The sequence below is a fragment of the Pseudodonghicola flavimaris genome (genome assembly GCF_030164425.1).
GTDB lineage: Bacteria > Pseudomonadota > Alphaproteobacteria > Rhodobacterales > Rhodobacteraceae > Pseudodonghicola > Pseudodonghicola flavimaris.
Genome location: NZ_JASNJD010000003.1, coordinates 236,576 through 259,712 on the forward strand (window position 1 = coordinate 236,576; position 23,137 = coordinate 259,712).

The 23,137-nt window shown below is 67.9% G+C and carries 27 protein-coding genes; 12 read left to right on the plus strand and 15 right to left on the minus strand.

What is annotated here, in order from left to right:
• Position 1 precedes the first annotated feature (1 nt).
• From tolQ to ruvC, 6 genes are all read right to left on the minus strand, one after another.
• Complete coding sequence (gene tolQ, locus QO033_RS05655) at positions 2-697, minus strand: protein TolQ (protein ID WP_284479970.1); 696 nt, start codon at positions 695-697, stop codon at positions 2-4.
• Positions 698-790: 93 nt separating this feature from the next.
• Positions 791-1,192, minus strand: coding sequence for a tol-pal system-associated acyl-CoA thioesterase (gene ybgC / locus QO033_RS05660; protein WP_284479971.1), 402 nt, complete (start codon positions 1,190-1,192; stop codon positions 791-793).
• Positions 1,189-1,812 carry a hypothetical protein gene (locus QO033_RS05665; protein ID WP_284479972.1) on the minus strand — a complete coding sequence of 208 codons (624 nt, stop codon included), beginning with the start codon at positions 1,810-1,812 and terminating at the stop codon, positions 1,189-1,191. The genes ybgC and QO033_RS05665 overlap by 4 nt, the downstream gene beginning before the upstream one ends.
• Positions 1,813-2,038: 226 nt before the next feature.
• Positions 2,039-3,058, minus strand: coding sequence for a Holliday junction branch migration DNA helicase RuvB (gene ruvB, locus QO033_RS05670; RefSeq protein WP_284479973.1), 1,020 nt, complete (start codon positions 3,056-3,058; stop codon positions 2,039-2,041).
• Positions 3,059-3,187: 129 nt separating this feature from the next.
• A complete protein-coding gene (gene ruvA / locus QO033_RS05675; protein ID WP_284479974.1) occupies positions 3,188-3,874 on the minus strand; it encodes a Holliday junction branch migration protein RuvA in 687 nt (228 codons plus the stop codon).
• Positions 3,871-4,374, minus strand: a complete 504-nt coding sequence (gene ruvC / locus QO033_RS05680) for a crossover junction endodeoxyribonuclease RuvC (protein ID WP_284479975.1) — start codon at positions 4,372-4,374, stop codon at positions 3,871-3,873. Before ruvC ends, ruvA begins: the two co-directional genes overlap by 4 nt.
• Before the next feature lie 343 nt (positions 4,375-4,717).
• Between ruvC and QO033_RS05685 the strand changes: the two genes are divergently transcribed.
• Complete coding sequence (locus QO033_RS05685) at positions 4,718-4,936, plus strand: DUF1127 domain-containing protein (RefSeq protein ID WP_284479976.1); 219 nt, start codon at positions 4,718-4,720, stop codon at positions 4,934-4,936.
• Positions 4,937-5,132: 196 nt separating this feature from the next.
• Here QO033_RS05685 and QO033_RS05690 read toward each other — a convergent pair whose 3' ends face one another.
• The 4 genes from QO033_RS05690 to QO033_RS05705 form a co-directional block, all read right to left on the minus strand.
• Positions 5,133-5,477, minus strand: a complete 345-nt coding sequence (locus QO033_RS05690; RefSeq protein WP_284479977.1) for a hypothetical protein — start codon at positions 5,475-5,477, stop codon at positions 5,133-5,135.
• Positions 5,478-5,585: 108 nt separating this feature from the next.
• On the minus strand, positions 5,586-6,458 hold the full coding sequence (locus tag QO033_RS05695) for a 50S ribosomal protein L11 methyltransferase (RefSeq protein ID WP_284479978.1): 873 nt from the start codon (positions 6,456-6,458) through the stop codon (positions 5,586-5,588).
• 62 nt (positions 6,459-6,520) lie between these two features.
• Entirely contained in the window at positions 6,521-7,864 is a 1,344-nt protein-coding gene (locus QO033_RS05700) for an MATE family efflux transporter (RefSeq protein WP_284479979.1), read from the minus strand.
• A gap of 45 nt (positions 7,865-7,909) precedes the next feature.
• Positions 7,910-9,151 carry an MFS transporter gene (locus QO033_RS05705; protein ID WP_284479980.1) on the minus strand — a complete coding sequence of 414 codons (1,242 nt, stop codon included), beginning with the start codon at positions 9,149-9,151 and terminating at the stop codon, positions 7,910-7,912.
• Between the two features lie 142 nt (positions 9,152-9,293).
• Here QO033_RS05705 and QO033_RS05710 point away from each other — a divergent pair, with 142 nt between their 5' ends.
• The 4 genes from QO033_RS05710 to QO033_RS05725 all read left to right on the plus strand — a co-directional run bounded on the left by QO033_RS05710 (position 9,294) and on the right by QO033_RS05725 (position 12,178).
• Entirely contained in the window at positions 9,294-10,355 is a 1,062-nt protein-coding gene (locus QO033_RS05710) for a YeeE/YedE family protein (RefSeq protein WP_284479981.1), read from the plus strand.
• Positions 10,356-10,468: 113 nt separating this feature from the next.
• A complete protein-coding gene (locus QO033_RS05715; protein ID WP_284479982.1) occupies positions 10,469-10,852 on the plus strand; it encodes a COG4315 family predicted lipoprotein in 384 nt (127 codons plus the stop codon).
• A 42-nt stretch (positions 10,853-10,894) separates the two neighbouring features.
• Positions 10,895-11,416 (plus strand): sigma-70 family RNA polymerase sigma factor, encoded by a 522-nt coding sequence (locus tag QO033_RS05720; RefSeq protein WP_284479983.1) that lies wholly within the window; start codon positions 10,895-10,897, stop codon positions 11,414-11,416.
• Positions 11,417-11,419: 3 nt separating this feature from the next.
• Entirely contained in the window at positions 11,420-12,178 is a 759-nt protein-coding gene (locus tag QO033_RS05725) for an anti-sigma factor family protein (RefSeq protein ID WP_284479984.1), read from the plus strand.
• 40 nt (positions 12,179-12,218) lie between these two features.
• Here QO033_RS05725 and QO033_RS05730 read toward each other — a convergent pair whose 3' ends face one another.
• Complete coding sequence (locus QO033_RS05730) at positions 12,219-14,417, minus strand: primosomal protein N' (protein WP_284479985.1); 2,199 nt, start codon at positions 14,415-14,417, stop codon at positions 12,219-12,221.
• Positions 14,418-14,511: 94 nt separating this feature from the next.
• On the opposite strand from QO033_RS05730, the gene fsa reads away from it, so the two are divergent.
• From fsa to QO033_RS05750, 4 genes are all read left to right on the plus strand, one after another.
• On the plus strand, positions 14,512-15,165 hold the full coding sequence (gene fsa / locus QO033_RS05735; RefSeq protein ID WP_284479986.1) for a fructose-6-phosphate aldolase: 654 nt from the start codon (positions 14,512-14,514) through the stop codon (positions 15,163-15,165).
• 223 nt (positions 15,166-15,388) lie between these two features.
• Positions 15,389-16,099 (plus strand): DUF484 family protein, encoded by a 711-nt coding sequence (locus QO033_RS05740; protein WP_284479987.1) that lies wholly within the window; start codon positions 15,389-15,391, stop codon positions 16,097-16,099.
• Positions 16,096-17,019 (plus strand): tyrosine recombinase XerC, encoded by a 924-nt coding sequence (locus tag QO033_RS05745; RefSeq protein WP_284479988.1) that lies wholly within the window; start codon positions 16,096-16,098, stop codon positions 17,017-17,019. Before QO033_RS05740 ends, QO033_RS05745 begins: the two co-directional genes overlap by 4 nt.
• Positions 17,020-17,198: 179 nt before the next feature.
• On the plus strand, positions 17,199-17,903 hold the full coding sequence (locus QO033_RS05750; RefSeq protein WP_284479989.1) for a CDP-alcohol phosphatidyltransferase family protein: 705 nt from the start codon (positions 17,199-17,201) through the stop codon (positions 17,901-17,903).
• 13 nt (positions 17,904-17,916) lie between these two features.
• Here the strand turns inward: QO033_RS05750 and QO033_RS05755 are convergent, their stop codons facing one another.
• From QO033_RS05755 to irrA, 4 genes are all read right to left on the minus strand, one after another.
• The gene (locus QO033_RS05755) at positions 17,917-18,384 is read right to left on the minus strand and encodes a hypothetical protein (protein ID WP_284479990.1); all 468 of its coding nucleotides are present in this window, start codon (positions 18,382-18,384) and stop codon (positions 17,917-17,919) included.
• Between the two features lie 73 nt (positions 18,385-18,457).
• On the minus strand, positions 18,458-18,916 hold the full coding sequence (locus tag QO033_RS05760) for a methylated-DNA--[protein]-cysteine S-methyltransferase (RefSeq protein WP_284479991.1): 459 nt from the start codon (positions 18,914-18,916) through the stop codon (positions 18,458-18,460).
• A 97-nt stretch (positions 18,917-19,013) separates the two neighbouring features.
• Complete coding sequence (locus QO033_RS05765) at positions 19,014-19,814, minus strand: phytanoyl-CoA dioxygenase family protein (protein ID WP_284479992.1); 801 nt, start codon at positions 19,812-19,814, stop codon at positions 19,014-19,016.
• Positions 19,815-19,879: 65 nt separating this feature from the next.
• Positions 19,880-20,317, minus strand: coding sequence for an iron response transcriptional regulator IrrA (gene irrA, locus QO033_RS05770; protein ID WP_284479993.1), 438 nt, complete (start codon positions 20,315-20,317; stop codon positions 19,880-19,882).
• A 195-nt stretch (positions 20,318-20,512) separates the two neighbouring features.
• Here irrA and fabA point away from each other — a divergent pair, with 195 nt between their 5' ends.
• The 3 genes from fabA to QO033_RS05785 all read left to right on the plus strand — a co-directional run bounded on the left by fabA (position 20,513) and on the right by QO033_RS05785 (position 23,128).
• Positions 20,513-21,025, plus strand: a complete 513-nt coding sequence (fabA, locus tag QO033_RS05775) for a bifunctional 3-hydroxydecanoyl-ACP dehydratase/trans-2-decenoyl-ACP isomerase (RefSeq protein ID WP_284479994.1) — start codon at positions 20,513-20,515, stop codon at positions 21,023-21,025.
• Between the two features lie 73 nt (positions 21,026-21,098).
• Positions 21,099-22,328, plus strand: a complete 1,230-nt coding sequence (fabB, locus tag QO033_RS05780) for a beta-ketoacyl-ACP synthase I (RefSeq protein ID WP_284479995.1) — start codon at positions 21,099-21,101, stop codon at positions 22,326-22,328.
• A gap of 8 nt (positions 22,329-22,336) precedes the next feature.
• Positions 22,337-23,128 (plus strand): enoyl-ACP reductase FabI, encoded by a 792-nt coding sequence (locus QO033_RS05785; RefSeq protein ID WP_284479996.1) that lies wholly within the window; start codon positions 22,337-22,339, stop codon positions 23,126-23,128.
• Positions 23,129-23,137 lie beyond the last annotated feature (9 nt).

Below are 23,137 nucleotides of genomic sequence, written 5' to 3' on the forward strand. Positions count from 1 at the left end.
CTCAAGCGTCCAGCTGGCGGCTGAGGATGGTGGCGAATTCATCCGCGAAAGCCTCATAGCCCGCGACGATCCGGTCGCTGTCCGCGCTCAGCTTGTTGTAGAAGATCACCGCCGGGATCGCCGCCAGCAACCCCAGACCGGTGGCCAGCAGCGCCTCGGCGATGCCGGGGGCGACCACCGCCAGATTGGTGTTCTGCTGCGCCGCGATCTCGATAAACGCATGCATGATGCCCCAGACGGTGCCGAACAGCCCGACAAAGGGCGCGGTGGAGCCGACTGTGGCCAGCACCGGCAGCCCCTTCTGCAGCTTCTCCGCCTCCTTGGCGATGGCCACGTCCATGCTGCGGTCGATCCGCGCCTGCGCCCCGGCGATCAACCCGCCGTCGTCGCGATGCGACCGGCGCCATTCCACCATACCGGCGGCAAAGACCTTCTGAGCGCTGCCGGCCGGCTGCGGCCCGATCTCGTCGAACAGCCCGTCCAGCGGCTCCCCCGACCAGAAGGCCTGGTCGAACTCCGCCGCCTCGCGCCGGGCAGCACGATAGGTGATGATTTTCTGAATGACGATCGACCACGACCAGAAGGAGGCGAGCACCAGCAGCGCCATCACCAGCTTCACGATCAAGGTTGCCCGCGCGAACAAGGCCCACAGCGAGAAATCCATCTGCTGCGCCAGGGCCAGGGTATCTGCTTCCATCCGCCTGCTCTTTGCCTCTGCGGCCGGATTCTGCGCCGGCCCAATTGGGCTGAGTCTAAACCAGTCTGTGGATAAAAGCCATTCCCCGCGCGCTCACGCCCCCGTGGGCACCAGCTTTGCGCGAATCTCCGCTGGCAGGCGCACCGGCTTGCCCGCCGCATTCATGCAGACCGCCAGGACCGAGGCGGTGAAGATCACCTGATCGCCGCGCCGGACCACCTGATCCATGGTCAGCCGCACACCGGAGATATCCCGCACCGTGGTCTCGATCAGCAGCTCGTCTTCGAATTTGGCGGTCGCGAGGTATTCCGCCTCGATCCGCCGCACCACCCAGACGATGCCCTGATCGCGCATCGCGTTCTGATCGTTGCCCAGCCGGCGCACCCAGTCGCTGCGCGCCCGCTCGATATAGCGCAGGTAATTGGCGTGATAGACGATGCCACCCATGTCGGTGTCCTCATAGAACACCTGGACGCGGAACTGATGAACGCTCATGAGCCGGGCTCCATCCGGGCAAACAATCTCAGCGCCTGCGACGGATCGCGCGCCACCGCCGGCAGCACCGGATCATAGGCCGCCCGGATCAGCCCGGCGATCTCGGGGCGCAGGATGATATGGCCGCCCGCCTTCGCCAGCGGCGACCGGTCGCGAAAGGCGCGCTCGGACCACAACAGGAACACCTGCACCACCTGCGCCAGCGCCAGTTCCTCCGCCGGCAGCCGCGCCAGCGCCGCGTCCATCTTCAGGAAGACGAAGGCGGCCTTGATCGCCCCCTCGGCATCGAAGCGGAAGGCGCGGTACTGGTTGGCACCACCGGCCTGCAGCCGCGGCACCAGCAGCGCCAGGTCGGGCAACAGCCCGTCCAGCCCCGGCACCTCCAGCAACTCCGACCAGTCGCGAAAGAAGAACACCATGCAATTGCCGCCCAGCTCGGGATCGGTTTCGGCCAGCTTGTGACCGGACAGCGCCGCCACCGCCTCGAAGGCGCCCTTGAGCACCGACAGCGTCGCCTCCTCCACCCCGAAGACGATCGGCGCAATCGGCCGGCCCCAGCGGGCGAACAGGAACCCGCCCTCTTCGCGGGTGAAAAGCGCTTCGATCTCTTGCGGTGTCACCGGCGGTCTCCGTTGCCTCTGCCTGCCACAGCCATAAAACCCCGCCGCCGCGACCGCAACCAAGGCGCCACGTCGCAGAACCCGGGCGCGCACCCCGGCTTCTTCTCTGCCCAAATACTCTCGCCGAAGGCACGGCGCGCAGCGCCGTTCAGGCAGACGCACCCCCTCAGGCCATCAGCACACGCCCCTGATCCGGTCGAAGCTCAGCCCGTTTCCTGGACGCCGCTCACCCAAAAAGATCGCTTTGGCGCTTGGGCATCGGCAGACCCAGATGATGCCAGGCCTTCTGCGCCAGCATGCGGCCGCGCGGGGTGCGCTGGATCAGCCCCTGCTGCAGCAGATAGGGCTCGATCACCTCTTCCAGCGCATCGCGGCTTTCCGACAGCGCCGCCGACAGCGTCTCGATCCCCACCGGGCCACCGGCGTAATTCTCGGCGATCAGGCTCAGATAGCGACGGTCGGCGCCATCCAGGCCGATACGGTCCACTCCCAGGCGGGTCAGCGCATGGTCGGCAAGATCGCGGGTGATCCGCCCATCGCCCTCGACCACCGCGAAATCCACCACCCGGCGCAGCAGCCGCCCGGCGATCCGCGGGGTGCCCCGGGCCCGCCGCGCGATCTCGCGCGCGCCCTCGGCATCAGCCGGCGCCCCCAGCTTGCGGGCATTGCGGCTGACGATCTCGTAGAGCTCGTCCTCGGTATAGAACTGCAGCCGGGTCGGGATGCCGAACCGGTCGCGCAGCGGCGTCGTCAGCAACCCCATCCGCGTCGTCGCCCCCACCAGCGTGAAGGGCTGCAGCTCGATCCGCACGGTCCGCGCCGCCGGCCCCTCGCCAATCACCAGATCGAGCTCGTAATCCTCCATCGCCGGATAGAGCACCTCTTCCACCGCCGGGTTCAACCGGTGGATCTCGTCGATGAACAGAACGTCGCGCGCCTCGAGGTTGGTCAGAATCGCCGCCAGATCGCCCGCCTTGGCCAACACCGGGCCAGAGGTCATGCGGAAGTTCACCCCCAGCTCGCGCGCCATGATCTGCGCCAGCGTCGTCTTGCCCAGCCCCGGAGGGCCGTGGAACAGGGTGTGATCCATCGCCTCGCCGCGCTGACGGGCGGATTGCACGAAAATCCGCAGGTTCGCCCGCGCCTCGGCCTGACCGATGAACTCATCGAGCGCCTGCGGCCGCAACGCGCGGTCATTGTCCTCGGGCAGCGGCTCAGGCCGCAGGGTGGGATCGGGGTCGGTCATCGCCTCTCCGCCTTTGTGAAAGATCCTGACCGTTCCCACACCGCTCCCGGCCCTCCGTCAGGTCGGACCATATCCCGGAGGCCGAGGGGGCACGGCCCCCGTGCTACACTCTGAGGTCCAGGCACGCCCCTACCCCTTCGGCGCCAGCAGCTTCAGTGCGGCGCGGATCAGCGCGGCTTCGCCCGCGTCCGGGGTCTCGCCGGCCGCTTCGGCCACCGCCGCCGCCGCCTCCGAGGGCGCATACCCCAGGTTCGAGAGCGCCGAGAGCGCATCCGCCTGGGCGCTGGCGGATCCGCGCGGCTTCGGCTGCGCCTTCACCCGCGCCGGTCCGGTCTCCGGCGTCTCGATCACCTCCATCGGCGCGGGCTCGGGCCCTTCCATCGCCTCGGTGATCGAGCCCCCCAGCGCCATCACGCCGGGCGCCTTGTCCTTGAGATCCAGCACGATGCGCTGCGCCGTCTTCGGCCCGACCCCCTTGGCCGCCTTGACCGAGGCCCAGTCCCCCAGCGCGATGGCCCGGCCGACCCCATCGGGGCCGAGCGTCCCGAGGATCGCCAGCGAGACCTTGGCGCCGACGCCCTGCACGCTCATCAGCAGCCGGTGCCATTCCTTTTCCACCAGCGAGGGAAAGCCGAAGAGCTGCATCAGATCCTCGCGCACCACCAGATCGGTATAAAGCGTCACCGCCTCTCCCACCCCGGGCAGGGTCGCCAGCGTGCGGTCCGAGCAATAGACCAGATAGCCGACGCCGCCGACATCGATCAGGATGTGATCCTCGGCGCGATAGCCGATCCGCCCCGACAGCCGCCCGATCATGCGCCCACCTCGCGCAGCCGCATCGTCGCCTGGGTGCCGCCGTAATAGGCGTGGCAGATCGCGATGGCGAGCGCATCCGCCGCATCCGGTCCCGCCGGCAGACACCCCGGCAGCTGCAGCTTGACCATGTGGATCACCTGTTCCTTGGCCGCATGGCCGACGCCGACCACGGTCTTCTTCACCTTGTTGGGGGCATATTCGCCGACAGTCAGCCCGCCCTGCGCCAGCGTCAGCAACGCCGCGCCGCGGGCCTGGCCCAGCTTCAGCGTCGCCACACCGTCCTTGTTGACGAAGGTCTGTTCGATGGCCGCCTCGTCGGGGGCGAAATCGGCGATCACCTGGCTGAGCTGACGACTGAGCGACAGCAGCCGCAGCGCCAGATCCTCAGAGGCCTGCGATTTGCACAACCCGTTCGCCAGATGCCGCAATCGCCCGTTTTCCGATTCGATCACCCCCCAGCCAAGGGTTCTCAACCCGGGATCAATGCCCAGAATCCGCATGCGCCGCCCGGCCCCGCCCGAAATTGTTGCTTTTTTGATGCAGTAGCACGAAAGGCGAACATCGTCCAAGGAATTCGATCCGCCCAAATCGACGGGGGAGTATCTCGCGCCGTAAATCGGGTTAACGCAAGATTCTTCGATCGATCCGATCGATTCCCCGGACAAAGCACGGGTTCCTTGCGGCCAGACCGGCAGTCTTGCGAAATTCTTCACCGTCGCAAAACCCATGCACAAACCGCATACGAACTATGCAGACAGGCCAGCTTGCGCTGGAAATTTAGCCAGATTACGTGCCGCTCAGAAACGAAACACAACGTACTCTTGTAAATAAGGACCTGGTCAAATGGCTGCATTCGACTCCCACCGCACCACCTATGGCTCGGCCGTTCTGTTCGGCCGTCTTGGCGCCACCATCTGCAACGTGATCGGCTCTGTCGCCGCCTGGAACGACGCCCGCGTCACCCGTAACGCCCTGGCCGCTCTGAGCGACCGTGAGCTGGAAGACATCGGCCTGATCCGTGGCGACATCGACACCGTCGCCCGTCGCAAGGCGCTGTACTGAGGATATCACCTCCACCGCCCGCTTCGGGCGGGCCAGATGCGAAACGCCGTGCGGCCAGACGGGCTGCGCGGCGTTTCCTTTTTGGGGGCCGGGCACAGTCCGGGCACAAAATGGGGCGCCGCCGCGCCCCGTTCCGGGGGTCGCCCCGGCTTGAGAATTTGACCTGTCGCCAGCCCCCGGCCGGTCAGGGTCGCGATCAGGGAAGATGGGCCGCGATCTGCTGCGACAGATAGGCCGAGAGCGGCTCCGTCCGCAGCACCCAGGCCCCCATCGCCTCGGCCACATTGCCCGCGGCCAGCCGATCGACCCGCATGTCATAGGTCATCGGGCCGACAGCGGCGATCATGAAGCTCTTGAACAGGACAAAGGCGACCAGGAAGAGGCCGACCGCCTTCAGCGACAGCCCCCGAGACCGCCGTCGCGGGGCCGCCACCAGAAGCCCGTCCGCGCGCAGGATGGTGTCATGTCCCCGGGCCAGCGCCGCGTGCTTGCGGTTCAGCCGCTGCACCCGCTGCGCGAAGTCGACATCCTGATGCGCCATGATCGTCTCTCCTTCTCCGGACCCGGCGCAATGGCCGGGACTCACGGTGGGGAAAGACTATCGCAGGTGATCGGGATTTAGTTCAAATTGATCTAAAACCCGGTCTATTCAGGCGTTTTTCTGCAAAAGCAGGGTCGTCCAGTCACCAATCCTTTCGTCTTCGACGAAATTGACCCCGGACTGGAAATAAACCTCGCGCACCTCATCGGCCTGCTCGTTCAGAATCCCCGACAGGATCGCATAGCCGCCGGGCCGCAGATGCGCCGCCAGATCAGGGGCCAGCGCCACCAGAGGCCCCTTGAGGATATTGGCGAAGATCAGGTCATAGGGCGCATTGGCCTCGATCTCGGGATGGGCAAAGCCAGCAGCCTCGACACAGCGCACCGCGCCCTCCATGCCATTGGCCTTCAGGTTGGCCTCGGCCACGTCAACGGCGACCTGATCGATATCGCTGGCAACAAAGGTGCCGTCCCAGACCCGCGCCGCCGCCATCGCCAGAACCGCGGTGCCGCAGCCGATATCGGCGACCTTGCCAGCGGTGAAGCCCTGGGTCATCAGCCGGTCCAGTGCCTTCAGGCAGCCCAGCGTGGTGCCGTGGTGGCCGGTGCCGAAGGCCATCGCCGCCTCGATCAGCAGCGGAATGCGGTCCGCCGGCACCTTGTCGGCATCGTGGCTGCCGTAGACGAAGAACCGCCCGGCTTCCACCGGGGCCAGCTCACGGCGCACATGGGCGACCCAATCGGTTTCCGGCAGCTCGGAGACGACGAAGTCCTTGGCGCCGAAGGCCGAGGCCAGCAACGCCAGTTCGATCGCGTCCGGCGCCTCGAGGAAATATCCGCCGACTTCCCACAGTCCGGAGCCGTCTTCCAGCTCGAACACGCCGACGCCGGTGGGTTCGGGCTCCATCCCCTCCATCGCCTCGGCCAGCGCCTCGGCCTCTCGCTTTCCGGTCAGGGTGGTCAGGGCGGTGAAGGTCGGCATCGGAAACTCCTGATATCTGTCGTGCCGGGCCTAGGCAGAGCCGCGGCGGAGGTCAAGCACAGTCAGCGGCCCGGCAGCGCCGCACGGTCCAGCCGCAGCACGAAACGCCAGCCCCACCAGCAGGCGAGACAGCCGACCAGCGCGCTGGCCATCGCCTGGGCATAGATCACCCCGGCGGCCCCGAACCCGGCGGCAAGCGCCAGCCCCAGCGGCAGGGTCAGCAGACCGTCGCGCAGCCAGTTGGACAGGGTCGAGCGCACCGGCCGGCCCATCGCGTTGAAGGCCGCATTGGACACGAAGAGCGCGGCGGCGAACAGAAATCCGCCCGCCCCCAGGGTGGTGAAGGCGCGTACCACCGCCGCCCCCTCTGCCCCCAGGGCGAAGCCGCGCGCCACCATGCCCCCGGTCGCCGCCAGCAGCCCCCAGGCCACCAGCGTGTAGATCAGCGCGAAGATCAGCGCGTCGCGATAGGTGCTGCGCAGCCGGGCATATTCGCGGGCGCCGAAATTCTGCCCGAAGATGCCGCCGATCGCGCCGGAGAGCGAGAAGATGCCGCCGAAGGCCACCACCGTCAGCCGCCCCACCACCGCCCAGCCGGCCATGGCATCGTCGCCGAAGGGGGCCATCACCCGGGTCAGCGCATAGTTGCCCGCCGGCGTCGCCATCTGGGTCAGGATCGCTGGCAGTGCGATCGCCAGATAGGGCCGCACCGCCAGCCGCAGGTCGATCCGGCGCGGCCGGGCCAGCAGGTCATGGGTACCAACGGCAAAGCGCAGCGCCACGCTCAGCATCACCAGCCGCGACAGGTCGACCCCCAGCGCCGCGCCGTCCAGCCCCATGCCCAGCCCGTAGATCATCAGCGGATCGACCACCATGGTCACCAGCCCCGGAAACAGCGTGACGAACATCGACCGCCGGCCATCGCCAAAGGCGCGCAGGCTGGCATTGGCGATCATCCCCACCGCCATCAGCGGCAGCGACGGGATCGACATCGCCAGATAGCGCGCCGCCAGCGCCGCGGTCTCGCCCTCAGCCCCAGCCAGCGCCACCAGCTCGTGCCGGAAGACGACGATCAGCAGCGCCACCAGCGCCATGATGCCGCCCGCCAGCAGCGCCGCCGCGGTGGCCTGCCGCCGCGCCCGGGCGAACCGGCCGGCGCCGATGCCGCGCGCCACCAGCGCGGTGCCGCCGATCATCAGCCCGATGCCCATGGAAACCGAGAAGAACTGGACAGCGAAGGCGAAGCCCACCGCCGCCATCAGCCGGGGATCGCCCAGTTGCGACAGCCAGAACAGGTTGGCCGCATCGACCAGAAAGATGAAGGTGATGCCGGTGGCCCCGGTCAGCGTCATCCGCATGACGTGGCCCATCGTCGATCCGGTCAGAAAACGTCCCCGCTGCGCCATCGCCTCTCCCTGTCGTTCCCCCTGTGGCGCCGGCTGTCCGCGCCCCTATTCCGCCGCGGCCGACCCCGGCGCGAACCGCCGGACCAGCCGGGTTTCATATCCCGGCTCCGGATGGCGCGGCACCAGAAGCGCCAAGCAGAAGGAGGTCAGCGCCATGCCCGCCGCCAGCCCGAAGACCGCCCCCGGCGACACCAGCCACAACAGCCCCAGCGCCGCCGGCAGCCCCACCGCCGCGATATGATTGATGGTGAAGGCCACCGCCGCCGTCGGCGCGATATCGGCCGGGTCGGCGATCTTCTGGAAATAGGTCTTCAGCGCCAGCGCCATGGCAAAGAACATATGGTCGATCACATAGAGCGCCGCCGCCAGCACCACGCCCCAGCCGAAGTAGTAGATCCCGCCATAGGCCAGGAACACCACCACCAGCCCGGCGTATTCGAACAGCAGCGCCCGCCGCTCGCCCCAGCGGATCACCGCCCGCCCGACCAGCGGCGCGAAGATCATGTTGGCCACCAGGTTGATCATGTAGAGCGAGGTGACCTGATGCACGTCGAAACCGAACCGCTCCACCATCATGAACCCGGCGAAGACCACGAAGATCTGCCGCCGCGCCCCGGACATGAACTGCAGCGCGTAATAGAGCCAGTAGCGGCGACGCAGCACCATCTTCTTGCTCTGGACGGTTTCGGCCTGGAATTGCGGATAGATCAGCCAGGCCAGCGCCGCGACCACGGCAGTGACCCCGCCGGCCGCCAGATAGACGATGTTATAGGTCAGCCCCAGCGGCTCCCACAGCAGGACGATCCCGGCATAGGACACCAGCGTCGCCGCCGATCCCGCCGCCAGCAGCCAGCCCAGCACCCTGGGCGCCCGGTCCTTGGCCAGCCACTGCAGCTGCAGCGACTGGTTCACCGTCTCGTAATAATGGAAGCCGATCGAGCTGAGCATGGTGATCGTCAGGATACCGCCCAGGCTGGGGAACTGCGCCGTCACCGCCGTCGCCACCCCGAGCAGGATCAGCGACACCAGCCCCAGCACCTGTTCGCGCACGAACAGCAGGATCGCGATCACCCCGATCGACAGGAACCCCGGAATCTCACGCACGCTGTGCAGCAGCCCGATATCGCTGCCATCGAAATCCGCCACCTCGATGACGAAATTGTTCAGCAGCGCCGACCAGGTGGAAAAGGCCACCGGCATCGCCAGGGCCATGAGAAACAACAGCGAAACTGGACGCCGCCACAGCGGCAGGCTTCCCGCTTCGGACAGGGGCATAATACGGCTCATGACTCGCTCTTACGCCGGTTTGCGCATTCAGGCGAGACAGAAACGATCTTGATGCACCTGATCTGCATCAATGCGCCGTTGCGTTTCCTTCCCTTAGGACAGGTCCCATCGCGACGGGAGGCCCATAGGGGGAGGAAACGCCATGGATCTTGTCAGCCTTGTCGAGCGGATCGGGGAATCACCGACCGCCGCAGTCTTCGGACTGATCACCGGCATCACCTTCGGCATCGCGGCGCAGCGCTCGCGCTTCTGCCTGCGCGCGGCGACAGTGGAATTCGCCCGCGGCCAGCTGGGCGACAAGGTGGCGGTCTGGCTGCTCACCTTCTCGACCGCGCTGGTCTGGGTGCAGGGGGCGCAGCTGCTGGGGCTTATGGACAGCACCGAGGCGCGGATGATGGCGGTGCCCGGCAGCTGGTCAGGGGCGGTGATCGGCGGGCTGATGTTCGGCGCCGGCATGGTTCTGGCGCGTGGCTGTTCCGGTCGGCTGCTGGTTCTGGCGGCCACCGGCAACCTGCGCTCGGTGGTCTCCGGGCTGATCTTCGCCGTGGTCGCGCAAATGAGCCTCTCCGGCCTGCTGTCGCCGCTGCGCGACCGGCTGGCGGCGCTGTGGATCACCCCCGGCGGACGCAACATGAACCTGCTGGCCAGCCTCGGGCTGCCGGACTGGGGCGGGCTGGCGATCGGCCTGGCCATCGCGGCGCTGGCGCTGGTGCTGTCGCGGCGCAACCGGATCGGCGCCGGGCGGCTGATCTTCGCCTCCGGCGTCGGCTTCTCCGTCGCGCTGGGTTGGGTACTGACCTATTCGCTGGCGCAGGTGGCCTTCGAGCCGACCCAGATCGAAAGCGCCACCTTCACCGGCCCCTCCGCCCATACGCTGATGTTCTTCCTCGACCGCGGCGCGGTGCTGGAGTTCGACGTGGGCCTGGTGCCCGGCGTCTTCATCGGCGCCATGATCGCCGCCTGGTCCGCCGGAGAGATGCGGCTGCAGGCCTTCGACGGGCCGGTGACGATGCGCAAGGCGATGATCGGTGCCGCCCTGATGGGCTTCGGCGGCATGCTGGCCGGCGGCTGCGCCATCGGCGCCGGCGTCACCGGCGGATCGATCTTTGCCGGCACCGCCTGGGCCGCGCTGTTCTGCATGTGGATCGGTGCCATGCTGACCGATGTGCTGATTGACCAGCGCAGCGCCGCCGTCGCCGCCTGAGCCCCCGGCCCGGGATTTTTTCGCCGCGGCGGGATTATTTTCGCCCCGGCGGCGTCTTACTCCTCAGCCGGTCCGCAGGGGCCGGCCGCGCTCTCACAGCAAGGAGTCTCCCGATGCGCCTTTCCCAGACCCTCCCCCTCGCCTTCGCCTGCCTCACCGCATGGGCCGGACTGGCCGCCGCCGGTCCGGTGATCCAGAGCGGCGACAGCGCCAAGGGCCCGATCCTGACCGACGGTGCCGGCATGTCGCTCTACACCTTCGACAAGGATCTGCCCGCGGTCTCTAACTGCTATGAGGACTGCGCCCGCAACTGGCCGCCGCTCACCGCCGCCACCGGCGCCCGGCCCCAGGGCGGCTTCGGGATCATCCTGCGCAACGACGGCAGCCGGCAATGGACCCACAAGGGCATGCCGCTCTACACTTGGGTGAAGGATGCCAGGCCCGGCGACATCACCGGCGACGGGGTCAAGCAGGTCTGGCACCTGGCCCGGCCCTGACCGGGGCCCGGACCGGACCCGGCAAGATGCGGACCCCGACCGATGCGTGAGCTCGACCAGATCGCCGCCCTGACCCCGGCGCTGCGCCGCTATGCCCGGGCGCTGATGCGCGGCGACCGCGACGCCGGCGACGATCTGGTGCAGGATTGCCTGGAACGTGCCGTCGCCGCCCTGCCGCACCGGCGGCGCGATGCCAGTCTGACCGCCTGGGTGTTCCGCATCCTGATCAACCGCCACCGTGACCTGATGCGGCAGGCGGCCCGGCCGGGGCACCTCGTCCCGGTCGAGGCGCTGCGGCCCGAACCGGCGCAGCCCCCCGGGCAGGAGCATCATATGGCGCTGCGCGAGACCGAGGTCGCCATCGCCCGGCTGCCCGAGGATCAGCGCCGCGCGCTGCTGCTGGTGGCGCTCGACGGCGCCAGCATCGACGACGCCGCGGCCGCGCTGGACATCCCGCGCGGCACGCTTCTGTCCCGGCTGGCCCGCGCCCGCGCCAGCCTGCGCAGCATGACCGGCCGCGCCGGCGGGGACACCGCCGCGCCCCGGCCCAACGGGAGACCCTGATCCATGCCCCATCCCGACACCCCGCTGAGCGAGGAAGACCTGCTCGCCTATCACCACGACGCGCTGGACGCCCGTGACCGCGCCAGCATGGCGGCGCGGATCGCCACCGATCCGGCAGCGCAGGAGCTGCTGGCGCTCTGGACCCGGCAGGACGCCGCCCTTGCCACGCTCTACCCCCCGGAAGAGGCCACGGCCCTGCCCGACCGGCTGAACGCGGCACTGGCGCCGCCCCGCCCCCCGGCCGCCGTCCCCCGGCGGACGCCCCGGCTGGCGCTGTTCGCGCTCGGCGCGCTGGGGGGCTGGGGGGCGCATGGGCTGTTCGCGCCCCGACCGGCGGAGACCGATCTCGCGCTGGCGGCGCTCAAGGCCTATGACACCTATGTGGTCGAGGTCGTCCACCCGGTCGAAGTGCCCGCCAGCCAGCGCGATCATCTGGAAAACTGGATCTCGAAGCGGGTCGGCAGCCGGCTGGTGCCCCCCGACCTCTCCGCCTCGGGCTTTGCCCTGATGGGCGGGCGGGTGCTGCCGGCGGCCGACGGCACCGCCGGGCTCTTCATGTATGAAAACGCCGAAGGGGCGCGGCTCACCCTCTATGTCGCGCCACAGCAGGACACTGCCGACAGCGCCTTTCGCTACGCCGGCGAAGGCGCCACGCAGGGGCTCTACTGGCAGGAAGGCCGGCTCGGCTATGCGATGGTGGGGCAGATGTCCCGCGACAGCCTGCGCGCGCTGGCCAAGGCGGCCTACGATCAGATGCTCTGATCCCAGGTCTTTTGCTGGCTGAGAATATCCCTGCCGGAGGTCAGAGAAAGCTCTGCGGGTCGATGTCGACGGCAAGACGCAGATCGCCCCGCAGCCGCAGCGGCGCCAGCCAGCGCGAGATCGCCTCCTGCAGAGGTGCGCCCTTGGCTGCCTTGATCAGCAGCCGGATGCGGTGGCGGCCGCGCACCCGGGCGATCGGCGCCGGCGCCGGGCCGAAGACCTGGGCGCCGATCGCCCGCAACGGCGCATCGTTGCGGGCCAGCACGTTGCCCAGATCGAAGACCGCCGCCATATCGGTGCCGGAGATCACGATGCCGGCCATCCGTCCGTAAGGCGGCACCCCCGCAGCCTGACGTTCGGCCGCCTCGGCGCGCCAGAAGCCTTCCTCATCGCCCGACAGGATGGCCCGGATCACCGGATGCTCCGGCTGGAAGGTCTGCAGCAGCGCCAGCCCCGGCAGTTCGGCGCGGCCAGCGCGCCCCGCCACCTGGCGCATCAGCTGAAAGGTATGTTCCGCGGCGCGCAGGTCCGATCCCTGCAGCCCGAGGTCGGCGTCGATCACCCCCACCAGGGTCAGCAGCGGAAAGTTGTGGCCCTTGGCGACCAGCTGGGTGCCGATCACGATATCGGCGGCGCCGGCTGCGATCTCCTCGATCTTCTGTTTCAGCGCCCGGGCCGAGCCGAAGAGATCGGAGCTGAGCACCGCGATGCGCGCCTCCGGGAAAAGCGCCGTCGCCTCTTCCGCCAGCCGTTCGATCCCCGGGCCCACCGGCGCCAGCTTGCCCTCCACCCCGCAGGAGGGACAGGCGGCGGGCATCGGCTTGGTCTCGCCGCACTGATGGCAAACCAGGCGGTTCTGGAACCGGTGTTCGACCATCCGCGCATCGCAATGATCGCAGCCGATCTGATGGCCGCAGGCGCGGCAGACGGTCACCGGCGCATAGCCGCGCCGGTTGAGAAACAGCAGCGACTGTTCGCCCTTCTCCAGCCGCGTTTCCACCGCCTGGCGCAGCGTCGGCGAAATCCAGCGCCCGGATTGCAGCGTCTCCGCCCGCATGTCGATGGCGCGCATTTCCGGCAGCACCGCGGCGCCGAACCGGGCGGTCAGATCGAGCCGGTCGTATTTCCCCGCCTCGGCATTGACCCAGCTTTCCAAGGACGGCGTAGCGCTGGCCAGCACCACCCGGGCGCCGGCGCCGGCGGCGCGCAGCACCGCCATGTCACGGGCGTTGTAAAGGACCCCGTCCTCCTGCTTGTAGGAGCTGTCGTGTTCCTCATCGACGATGATCAGCCCCAGCTCGCGGAACGGCAGGAACAGGGCAGAGCGGGCGCCGACCACCACCTGGGCGCCGCCCTGGCCGACCATGCGCCAGATCCGGCGGCGTTCGGTCATCGTCACCCCGGAGTGCCATTCGGCGGGGCGGGCACCGAAGCGCGCCTCCACCCTGGTGAGGAAGCCGGCGGTCAGGGCGATCTCCGGCAGCAGCACCAGCGCCTGCCGGCCCATCGCCAGGCATTCGGCGATCGCCTCCATATAGACTTCGGTCTTGCCGGAGCCGGTCACCCCCTTCAGCAGGGTCGTGCCGTAGCGGCCCGAACGCAGGTGATCGCGCAGCACCGCCGCCGCCCGCGCCTGATCCTCGGTCAGGGTCTTGCCGGGCAGCTCCGGGTCCATTCGCGGGAACGGCAGATCGCGGGGGCTATCCTCCTCCCGCACGGCGCCGAGCTTGACCAGCCCCTTGACGACCGAGGTGGTCACCCCGGCCATTTCCGACAACTCGTGCAGGGTGAAGGCCAGCCCGCCGTAATCGTCGAGCACCTCCAGCACCCGGCGGCGGGCATCGGTCATCCGGTCGGGCGCGGCGCCGCCCCGACGATAGATCTTGCGCATCGAGGGCGGATCGCCCAGTCCCGGCGCCCGCATCGCCAGCCTGAGCATCGCCGGCATCGGTGTCAGCGTGTAATCCGCGGCGCGGGACAGGAAATGGCGCAGCTCCTCGCGCATCGGCGCGACGTCCAGCACCCGGTTGACCGGGCGGATTTTCGAGCGATCGAAATCGCCCTGCCCCGGGCCCCAGACCACGCCCAGCACCTTGCGCGGACCCAGCGGCACCTCGACGAAATCACCGGTGACACAGCCACCCTCGGGGGCGCGGTAATCCAGCGTCCGGTCCAGCGGCTGGGTGGTCTGCACCGCCACCAGATCGCCGTGATCGAACATGTCCCGCTCTGCCGCCATAACCCGTCTTCTGCCCGCTCTGGGGGCTTTCCGCAATCCGCCCCATGAGGTAAAGCCAAGGCGACGCAAGGCCAACCCATCAAAGGATGCGCGCATGAAATTCTTCGTTGATACCGCAGAGATCGACGCCATTGCCGAACTGAACGATCTGGGCATGGTGGACGGGGTCACCACCAACCCCTCGCTGATCATGAAATCGGGGCGCGACATCCTCGAAGTCACCAAGGAGATCTGCGATCTGGTCGCGGGCCCCGTCTCGGCCGAGGTGGTCGCGACCGAGGCGGAGGCGATGATCGCCGAGGGCCGCAAGCTGGCCGAGATCGCCGGGAACATCGCCGTCAAGGTTCCGCTGACCTGGGACGGGCTGAAGGCCTGCAAGGTGCTGTCGGGCGAGGGCCGCATGGTCAATGTCACCCTCTGCTTCTCGGCCAATCAGGCGATCCTGGCAGCCAAGGCCGGGGCGACCTTCATCTCCCCCTTCATCGGGCGGCTCGACGATATCAACCTCGACGGCATGCAGCTGATCGAGGATATCCGCACCATCTACGACAATTACGGCTATGAGACGCAGATCCTCGCCGCCTCGATCCGCACGGTGAACCATATCACCGAAAGCGCCCGGATCGGCGCCGATGTGATCACCGCGCCGCCCGCCGTGATCAAGGCGATGGCCGCCCATCCGCTGACCGACAAGGGGCTGGCCGCCTTCATGGCCGACTGGGCCAAGACCGGCCAGAAGATCCTGTAATTTCGGCAGGGCCGCGCAGGGGCGGTTTCCCCCCTCTGCGCGGCCCTCCGGCCAATGCGCGCCCCGCCGCCCCCCGGGTGGCCCGTCCCCGGATCCGGTGGCTCCGCCTGCCCCGGCCCCCGAGACCTGCGCATGGTTTGGCCGGGGTGCCGCGCGGCGGTGCAGTTTTCGCGCGCATTCCCCGAAACCCATGTTATAACCCGGCCAGCAACAAGAGGCCGACATGAGCAGCAGCCCGAAACTGGACGATACCCTGCGCGCCGCGATCATCGCGCGCCCCGATTCGATTCTCGAAGACCGCGATCTGATGCATGCGCTGATCGACGCGAACGAACGGTCGATGGGCGGCAATATCGTCGATCTGCGCGGCATCGCCATGGACCGGCTGGAAGCACGGCTCGACCGGCTGGAAGACACCCACCGCAGCGTGATCGCCGCCGCCTATGACAACCTCGCCGGCACCAATCAGGTGCATCGCGCCATCCTGCGGCTGCTCGATCCGCTGGAGTTCGAGGTTTTCCTGCGCGATCTGGGCGGCGAGGTCGCCGACATCCTGCGCATCGATGCGATCCGGCTGGTGCTCGAATCCTCCCAAAGCGCCGAGGACGATCCCGCGATCAGCCGGCTGGACAACGTGCTGACGGTGGCCGAACCCGGATTTGTCGACCGCTATATCAGCCACGGACGGGCCAGCCAGCCGCGTCAGGTCACCCTGCGCCAGCTGCAGCGCGGTTCGGAGCGGATGTATGGCGCCGCCGCCGACTGGATGCGGTCGGAGGCCTGCCTCCGGCTCGATCTCGGCACTGGCCGGCTACCCGGCCTGCTGGTGATGGGCTCGGAAGACCCGCATCAGTTCACCCCGCAGCACGGCACTGACCTGCTGGCCTTCTTCTCTGGCGTATTCGAACGCAGGATGCGCCACTTCCTGTCATGAGCCTGGAGATCTCCGCCGCCTGCCGCGATGCGCTGCAGGACTGGCTGGATCGCCAGGGCGCGCTGGCGGATGCCTCCGACAACACGCTGATCGCCTATCGTACCGATGTGGCGGGGTTTCTCGCCTTCATGGCCGGCCATCGCGGCGGCCCGCAGGGGCTGAAGGCGCTGGAGCGGATCACCACCCCCGAAATCCGCGCCTGGATGGCCGAGGCACGCAGCCGCGGCATCTCCGCCCGCTCGCTGGCGCGCAAGCTGTCGGCGGTGAAAAGCTTCTATCGCTGGCTGGCCGAGCGCGAAGGCTTCGACCCCACCGCCGTGCTCAGCGCCCGGGCCCCGAAGTTCCAAGCGAAACTGCCGCGGCCGCTGGCGCCCGATGCCGCCCGCGCGGTCATCGATCAGATGGAGCAGCACAGCCAGACCCCCTGGATCGCGGCCCGCGACGCGGCGGTGATCACCCTGCTCTATGGCTGTGGGCTCCGGATCTCCGAGGCGCTCGGCCTCAAGGGGGCCGATGCGCCGCTGGCGACCGCGCTGCGCATCCTCGGCAAGGGCGGCAAGGAACGCGTCGTGCCGGTGCTGCCGGCAGCGCGTGAGGCGGTCGAGGCCTACCTGAGGCTCTGCCCCTATCCGAAAGAGGTGGAGGGGCCGCTGTTTCGCGGCGTGCGCGGCGGCGCGCTCAACCCGCGCGCGATCCAGGGCGCCATGGCCGATGTGCGCATGCAGCTGGGCCTGCCGGCGACTGCCACCCCGCATGCGCTCCGTCACAGTTTCGCCACCCACCTGCTGGAGGCCGGCGGCGATCTGCGCGCGATCCAGGAGCTTCTGGGCCATGCCTCGCTGTCGACCACCCAGGCCTATACCGCAGTCGACACCGCCCGGCTGATGGAGGTCTACGACCGCAGCCACCCCAAGGCCTGATGCCCGCACGGTCGCAGGGCCCGGCCGGCGGGTCGTGAGTATTTTGGCAGAGAAGAAACCCCGGGACCGCGCCCGGCCGGGCGCCGGCACCCCGGGCCGCCACCGAGGCAGCGCGCGCCGCGCCGGTTTCCCCGCCGCTTCCATTTGCGATTTCGCCGCAGTTGGGGCATGACGGTTCCATGACCCCAGAATTGCGTGCCCTCTCCGTTCATCTGTTGACTGCAACCGGCGCCGTCTTCGCCATGCTGGCGATGCTCGCCGCGGTTGAGGAAAAATGGAGCCTGATGTTCCTCTGGCTCGTCGTCGCCTTCTTCGTCGACGGCATCGACGGCCCGATGGCCCGGCGCTATCACGTCAAGCGCTTCGCCCCCGAATTCGACGGCGTGCTGCTGGACCTGATCATCGATTACCTGACCTATGTCTTCATTCCGGCCTTCGCCCTGTTCAAATCCGGGCTGATGGATGGCTGGACCGGCTGGGTGGCGATCATCGTCATCACCTTCACCAGCGCGATGTATTTCGCCGATACCCGGATGAAGACCCAGGACAATTCCTTCAAGGGATTTCCCGGCTGCTGGAACATGGCGGTGCTGGTATTCTTCGCGCTGGAGCCGAATTTCTGGATCATCCTCGGCTTCGTCGCCGCCCTTGCGGTGGCGATGTTCCTGCCGCTGAAATTCGTCCACCCCGTGCGCACCGAACGCTGGCGGGCGCTGACCCTGCCGATGGCGCTGGCCTGGACCTTCTTCGCCGGCTGGGCCGCCTGGGTCGATTTCCACCCCGACAGCTGGGCCCACTGGGGGCTGGTGGTCACCTCGATCTACCTGCTGTCGGCCGGCATCGCCCAGCAGGTGATCCCGGCCCGCGGCGGGCAGGCCGGGTGATCCGCCCGCGGGATCAGAGCACCTCTTCGATCTCGATCTCGCGCCCGTTGAAGCTGAAGCTGTCGCCCGCCGCCAACCCCGCCATCGCCTTGTAGATCGGGCTGCTGGTGGAGATCCCCATATAGGTCACCCCCGCGACGTCGAACCGCGCGGTCGAAACCGCGACGATGAAATGCTTGCCGCCGAAGCCGACCACGGCGCCCGGCCCCACCGTCTCGGTCAGGGCGAAATCCATATTCTCGATCACGTCGATCTTGGCATGATGCGTCATCACCGGGTGATCGAAGGCGGCGGCCAGATCGGCGTTCTCGCGCGCGGTGGCGATATCGTCCTTGTCGTGCTCCTCCCGATCGCCGAGCGCGCTCTCCTTCAGGAAGGCCTCGTAATGCGCCTCGGCGCTCTCCAGCTCGGCCGCTTCCAGCGCCATCAGCCCCGCGACCACCGCCTGTTTGCGCGCCGCCAGATCCCCAGTCTCGCTCATTCCAATCGTCCTTCTCCTCGGAATTTCGCCCAACCTGCGGCGACGGCGCGGCAAATGCAATCGCCAAGGCGGCTCAGATCAGAAAGCCGCCGGCGCCCTCGTGCCGCAGCAGCGCCACCTTGGTCTCCACCCCGCCCTGGCCGGAAAACCCGGTCAGCCGCCCGCCCGCGCCCATCACCCGGTGACAGGGGATCAGCACCGGGATCGGATTGCTGCCGCAGGCGCCCCCCACCGCCCGGGCCGGCGCCCCCAGATCGGTCGCGATCTCGCCATAGGTGCGGGTCTCGCCAAAGGGGATCGCCGCCATCGCGGCACAGACGGCACGCTGGAAATCGCTGCCCCGGACCCTGAACGGCAGGTCGAAGCGCGCCAGCTGCCCGGCGTCATAGGCGGCGATCTGCGCCGCCGCCTCCTCCAGCAACGCGCCTGCCTCGCCCTCCGCCGGGGCATCCCAGCGCACGCGCACGATCGCCTCCGCCTCCGCCGTCACGGAAAGCACCCCGAACTGTGTTGGAACCCGGATCGTCGCCATGCCCCAGCCTCGCCCAGGACCGCGCCGGAGACAAGCGCGCCCGCTCTTCTTCTCTGCAAAATACTCCGGGGGGTCCGGGGGGCAGCGCCCCCCCCTGCTACGCCCGGGGCCAGATCAGCGGGAACCAATCCGCGCGCAGCCGCTGGCCCGGCACCATCCCGTGGCCCGGAAACGGCGGCGAGGTGCGGCCCGGCCGCTCGACATAGCGCGCATCGTCGCCCAGCAGCCTGAGCGAGAAGGCGCGCCGCCGTGCGGCGCTGGTATTGCCGCGGGCGCCGTGCAGGACGCGGAAGTTGAAGGCCACCGCATCGCCCGGCTGCATCGGGAATTCGACGATCCGCATCCCCTCCGCCTCCGGATCGGGCACCGGCATGTAGCGGCCCTCATCGGGAAAGAACCCCTCTTCCGAGACCCAGCGCGTCGGCAGCACCTCTTTCGGCCACAGATGCGACCCGGCGACGCAGCGCAGCGTCGCCTCCTCCACCGGATCGAGCGGCGACCAGAAGCTGACCGTCTGCCGCCCCTCGACGAAGTAATAGGGGCCGTCCTGGTGCCAGGGCGTCGCCATCGAGGTGCCGGGCTCCTTGACCAGCACGTGATCGTGGAACATCTGCACGCTGTTCGAGCCCATCAGATCGGCCGCCACCTCGGCCACCGGCGACTGCGCCACTGCCTCGGCGAATTCGGGAATGCGCTGCCAGTTGCAGTAATCGTCGAAGAACCGCCCGGTTTCCCCCGCCTTGCGGTTTTCCGAGGCATAGGGCCCCGGTGCCGCCATATTGGCGGCCACCCCCTGGCGCAGCATCTCGACCTGACCGGCAAACAGCCCCGGCACCAGCACGACGCCGTCGTGCTGGAAGGTCCGGATCATCTCGGAGGTAACAAGCGGATGCGGCATGGCGGGCGTCTCCGGACCGGCAGAACATCAGACCCGCGCCCCCGACAGGGAGCCGGGCGGCGGGCTCAGCCCTTGCGGCGCAGGCGGATCACCACTTCGACCGCGGCGATCTCCGCCCCCTCGGGGGCATCCGGCAGGCAGGCGATCTGCAACTGCTCGGCCGGGGCGTCGGACAGACGGCCATCGTCTTCCCAGTAGAAATGCGGATGGTCGTGGGTGTTGGTGTCGAAATAGCTTTTCGATCCGTCCACGGTGATCTCATGCAGCACGCCCGCCTCGCAGAAGGCGCGCAGCGTGTTGTAGACCGTGGCGAGAGACACCGCAGCGCCCTTGCTCTTGGCGGCTTCGAACAGGCTTTCGGCGGTGACATGGCGGTGCTGCCCGTCGCCGATCAGCAGCTCGGCCAGCGCCATGCGCTGGCGCGTCGGCCGCAGCCCTGCCTTGGCCAGCCATTGCGTGGCATATTGCGTTTCCGTGGCGTATGCCGTCGCGTCCGACGTCATTTTCCGGCTCCGTTCGTCTTGATGACCGTATATATAGGGCGTGGCCCAAGCCAAACACAAATGATTTTCAGTCGCAACAGCATCGCAACAATGCCTGCGCTGAAACAGCGCCCCTTGCGCAGCGCCCTTGCAGGACCCTTCCGCGCGGTGCTAGAGGGACCCAAATGTACCACGCGCCAAGGGAGACGCGGCAGGATGTCCCAATTCGCCAGCAGCTTCGACAAAGACGACTTGCTGAAATGTGCCCGGGGGGAGCTTTTCGGCCCCGGCAATGCGCAGCTTCCCGAACCCCCGATGCTGATGATGGATCGCATCACCGAGATCAGCGCCGACGGCGGTGAGCACGGCAAGGGCCATGTGGTAGCAGAATTCGACATCACCCCGGATCTGTGGTTCTTCAAATGCCACTTCCCCGGCAACCCGATCATGCCCGGCTGCCTGGGTCTGGACGGGCTGTGGCAGCTGACCGGCTTCAACCTGGGCTGGCGCGGCATGAAGGGGCTGGGCATGGCGCTCGGCGTCGGCGAGGTGAAGCTTTCGGGCATGGTGACGCCGGCCCGCAAGATGATCACCTATTACGTCGACTTCGTTCGCGTGATCGACCGCAAGTTGAAACTGGGCGTCGCCGACGGCCGGGTTGTGGCCGACGGAGAAGAGATTTATTCGGTTAAAGGGATGAAGGTCGGTCTGTCCGCCGCTGGCGCCTGATCAACCTGAGAGCGAGGGGCACTGTCGCCCCCTGAGTGCGCATTTTCGCGCCAAGCCTACGAGGAGACCGCCGATGCGCCGCGTCGTCGTCACAGGGCTGGGTATCGTTTCCTCCATCGGGAACAATGCCGCAGAGGTTCTGGAATCGCTGAAAATCGGGCGCAGCGGCATTGCCGGCAGCCCGGAGATGGCCGAACATGGCTTCCGCAGCCAAGTGGCCGGCACCATCGACCTGGATGTCACCCAGCATGTCGACAAGCGCACGCTGCGGTTCATGGGACCGGGGGCGGCCTATGCCCATATCGCCATGGCCGAGGCGATCGCCGATGCCGGCCTGGACGAAACCCAGGTGGTCAATCCGCGCACCGGCCTGGTGGCGGGCTCCGGCGGACCGTCGACCAGCGCCATGCTGGTGGCACATCAGACCGTGCTGAAGACCGGCGCCACCAAACGGATCGGGCCCTTCGCGGTGCCCAAGTGCATGTCCTCGACGATCTCCGCCAACCTGGCGACCGCCTATCAGATCAAGGGCATCAACTATTCCATCACCTCGGCCTGCTCGACCTCGCTGCATTGCATCGGCAACGCGGCGGAACAGATCATGATGGGCAAGCAGGACGTGATGTTCGCCGGCGGCGGCGAAGAGCTGGACTGGACCCTGTCCTGCCTGTTCGACGCCATGGGCGCGATGTCCTCGAAATACAACGATACGCCCGAACGCGCCTCGCGCGCCTTCGATGCGGGCCGCGACGGTTTCGTGATCTCCGGCGGCGGCGGCATCGTCGTGCTGGAGGAGCTGGAACACGCCAAGGCGCGCGGCGCCAAGATCTATGCCGAAGTGACCGGCTATGCCGCCACCTCCGACGGTCATGACATGGTCGCCCCTTCCGGCGAGGGCGGCGAACGGGCGATGCGGCTGGCGCTGCAGACCCTGCCGGAAGGCCGCAAGATCAGCTATATCAACGCGCATGGCACCTCTACCCCGGTCGGCGATGTCGGCGAGGTGGAGGCAGTGCGCCGCGTCTTCGGCCAGGGCAGCACCCCGCCGGTGAGCTCGACCAAATCGATGACCGGCCATGCCCAGGGCGCCGCCGGCGCGCTGGAGGCGATCTTCTGCCTGCTGATGCTGCAGAACGATTTCATCGCGCCCTCGATCAATGTCGAAACGCTTGACCCGGCGCTGGATGCCTCTGAAATCGCCCTGGCGCCGGTGTTCGATGCCGGGCTTGATAGCGTCATGACCAACAGCTTTGGCTTCGGCGGCACCAACGGATCCATGATCCTGTCGAAATATCACGGGTAAAACAGAACATGTCGGATCTTCTGAAAGGCAAACGCGGGCTGATCATGGGGGTGGCGAACGACCGCTCCATCGCCTGGGGGATTGCCAAGGCAATGCATGACGCGGGGGCCGAACTGGCCTTCACCTATCAGGGCGAGGCCTTCGGCAAGCGGCTGGAGCCCCTGGCCGCGCAGGTGGGGTCGGATTTCATGGTCGATGTCGATGTCACCGACGACGCCTCGCTCGATACCGCCTTCGCGGCGCTGTCATCGCGCTGGCCGACCATCGACTTTCTGGTCCATGCCATCGCCTTTTCCGACAAGTCGGAGCTGACCGGCCGGATCCTCAACACCAGCCGCGCGAATTTCAAGAATTCGATGGATATCAGCGCCTATTCCTTCATCGAGGTCGCCCGCCGCGCCTATCCGATGATGAAGGATGCCGGTGGCACGCTGCTGACGCTGACCTATCAGGGCTCGACCCGCGTGGTGCCGAATTACAACGTGATGGGCGTCGCCAAGGCGGCGCTGGAATCGGTCACCCGCTATCTCGCCGCCGATCTGGGCCCCGAGGGGATTCGCGTCAACGCGATCTCTCCCGGCCCGATGAAGACCCTGGCCGGGGCCGCCATCGGTGGTGCGCGCAAGACCTACAAGTTCACCGACAACAACGCGCCCCTGGGCTCCAACGCGACGCTTGAGGCGGTCGGCGGCACCGCCGTCTATCTGGCCTCCGATGCCGGCGCCTATACCACCGGCGAAATCATCCGCGTCGATGGCGGCTATCACGTGCTGGGCATGCCCAAGGCGGAAAACCTCTAGGCGCGTCTC

Excerpts from the sequence above, each read along its gene's own strand:
- ruvB (WP_284479973.1), bottom strand. The coding sequence starts at position 3,058 with ATGACCGACCCCGATCCCACCCTGCGGCCTGAGCCGCTGCCCGAGGAC.
- ybgC (WP_284479971.1), bottom strand. The coding sequence starts at position 1,192 with ATGAGCGTTCATCAGTTCCGCGTCCAGGTGTTCTATGAGGACACCGAC.
- ruvC (WP_284479975.1), bottom strand. The coding sequence starts at position 4,374 with ATGCGGATTCTGGGCATTGATCCCGGGTTGAGAACCCTTGGCTGGGGG.
- QO033_RS05740 (WP_284479987.1), top strand. The coding sequence starts at position 15,389 with ATGAGCAGCAGCCCGAAACTGGACGATACCCTGCGCGCCGCGATCATC.
- QO033_RS05715 (WP_284479982.1), top strand. The coding sequence starts at position 10,469 with ATGCGCCTTTCCCAGACCCTCCCCCTCGCCTTCGCCTGCCTCACCGCA.
- fabB (WP_284479995.1), top strand. The coding sequence starts at position 21,099 with ATGCGCCGCGTCGTCGTCACAGGGCTGGGTATCGTTTCCTCCATCGGG.
- fabA (WP_284479994.1), top strand. The coding sequence starts at position 20,513 with ATGTCCCAATTCGCCAGCAGCTTCGACAAAGACGACTTGCTGAAATGT.
- QO033_RS05685 (WP_284479976.1), top strand. The coding sequence starts at position 4,718 with ATGGCTGCATTCGACTCCCACCGCACCACCTATGGCTCGGCCGTTCTG.
- QO033_RS05730 (WP_284479985.1), bottom strand. The coding sequence starts at position 14,417 with ATGGCGGCAGAGCGGGACATGTTCGATCACGGCGATCTGGTGGCGGTG.
- ruvA (WP_284479974.1), bottom strand. The coding sequence starts at position 3,874 with ATGATCGGGCGGCTGTCGGGGCGGATCGGCTATCGCGCCGAGGATCAC.
- QO033_RS05705 (WP_284479980.1), bottom strand. The coding sequence starts at position 9,151 with ATGAGCCGTATTATGCCCCTGTCCGAAGCGGGAAGCCTGCCGCTGTGG.
- QO033_RS05720 (WP_284479983.1), top strand. The coding sequence starts at position 10,895 with ATGCGTGAGCTCGACCAGATCGCCGCCCTGACCCCGGCGCTGCGCCGC.
- QO033_RS05785 (WP_284479996.1), top strand. The coding sequence starts at position 22,337 with ATGTCGGATCTTCTGAAAGGCAAACGCGGGCTGATCATGGGGGTGGCG.
- QO033_RS05745 (WP_284479988.1), top strand. The coding sequence starts at position 16,096 with ATGAGCCTGGAGATCTCCGCCGCCTGCCGCGATGCGCTGCAGGACTGG.
- QO033_RS05760 (WP_284479991.1), bottom strand. The coding sequence starts at position 18,916 with ATGGCGACGATCCGGGTTCCAACACAGTTCGGGGTGCTTTCCGTGACG.
- tolQ (WP_284479970.1), bottom strand. The coding sequence starts at position 697 with ATGGAAGCAGATACCCTGGCCCTGGCGCAGCAGATGGATTTCTCGCTG.
- QO033_RS05765 (WP_284479992.1), bottom strand. The coding sequence starts at position 19,814 with ATGCCGCATCCGCTTGTTACCTCCGAGATGATCCGGACCTTCCAGCAC.
- QO033_RS05690 (WP_284479977.1), bottom strand. The coding sequence starts at position 5,477 with ATGGCGCATCAGGATGTCGACTTCGCGCAGCGGGTGCAGCGGCTGAAC.
- QO033_RS05725 (WP_284479984.1), top strand. The coding sequence starts at position 11,420 with ATGCCCCATCCCGACACCCCGCTGAGCGAGGAAGACCTGCTCGCCTAT.
- QO033_RS05750 (WP_284479989.1), top strand. The coding sequence starts at position 17,199 with ATGACCCCAGAATTGCGTGCCCTCTCCGTTCATCTGTTGACTGCAACC.
- QO033_RS05700 (WP_284479979.1), bottom strand. The coding sequence starts at position 7,864 with ATGGCGCAGCGGGGACGTTTTCTGACCGGATCGACGATGGGCCACGTC.
- QO033_RS05710 (WP_284479981.1), top strand. The coding sequence starts at position 9,294 with ATGGATCTTGTCAGCCTTGTCGAGCGGATCGGGGAATCACCGACCGCC.
- fsa (WP_284479986.1), top strand. The coding sequence starts at position 14,512 with ATGAAATTCTTCGTTGATACCGCAGAGATCGACGCCATTGCCGAACTG.
- irrA (WP_284479993.1), bottom strand. The coding sequence starts at position 20,317 with ATGACGTCGGACGCGACGGCATACGCCACGGAAACGCAATATGCCACG.
- QO033_RS05755 (WP_284479990.1), bottom strand. The coding sequence starts at position 18,384 with ATGAGCGAGACTGGGGATCTGGCGGCGCGCAAACAGGCGGTGGTCGCG.
- QO033_RS05695 (WP_284479978.1), bottom strand. The coding sequence starts at position 6,458 with ATGCCGACCTTCACCGCCCTGACCACCCTGACCGGAAAGCGAGAGGCC.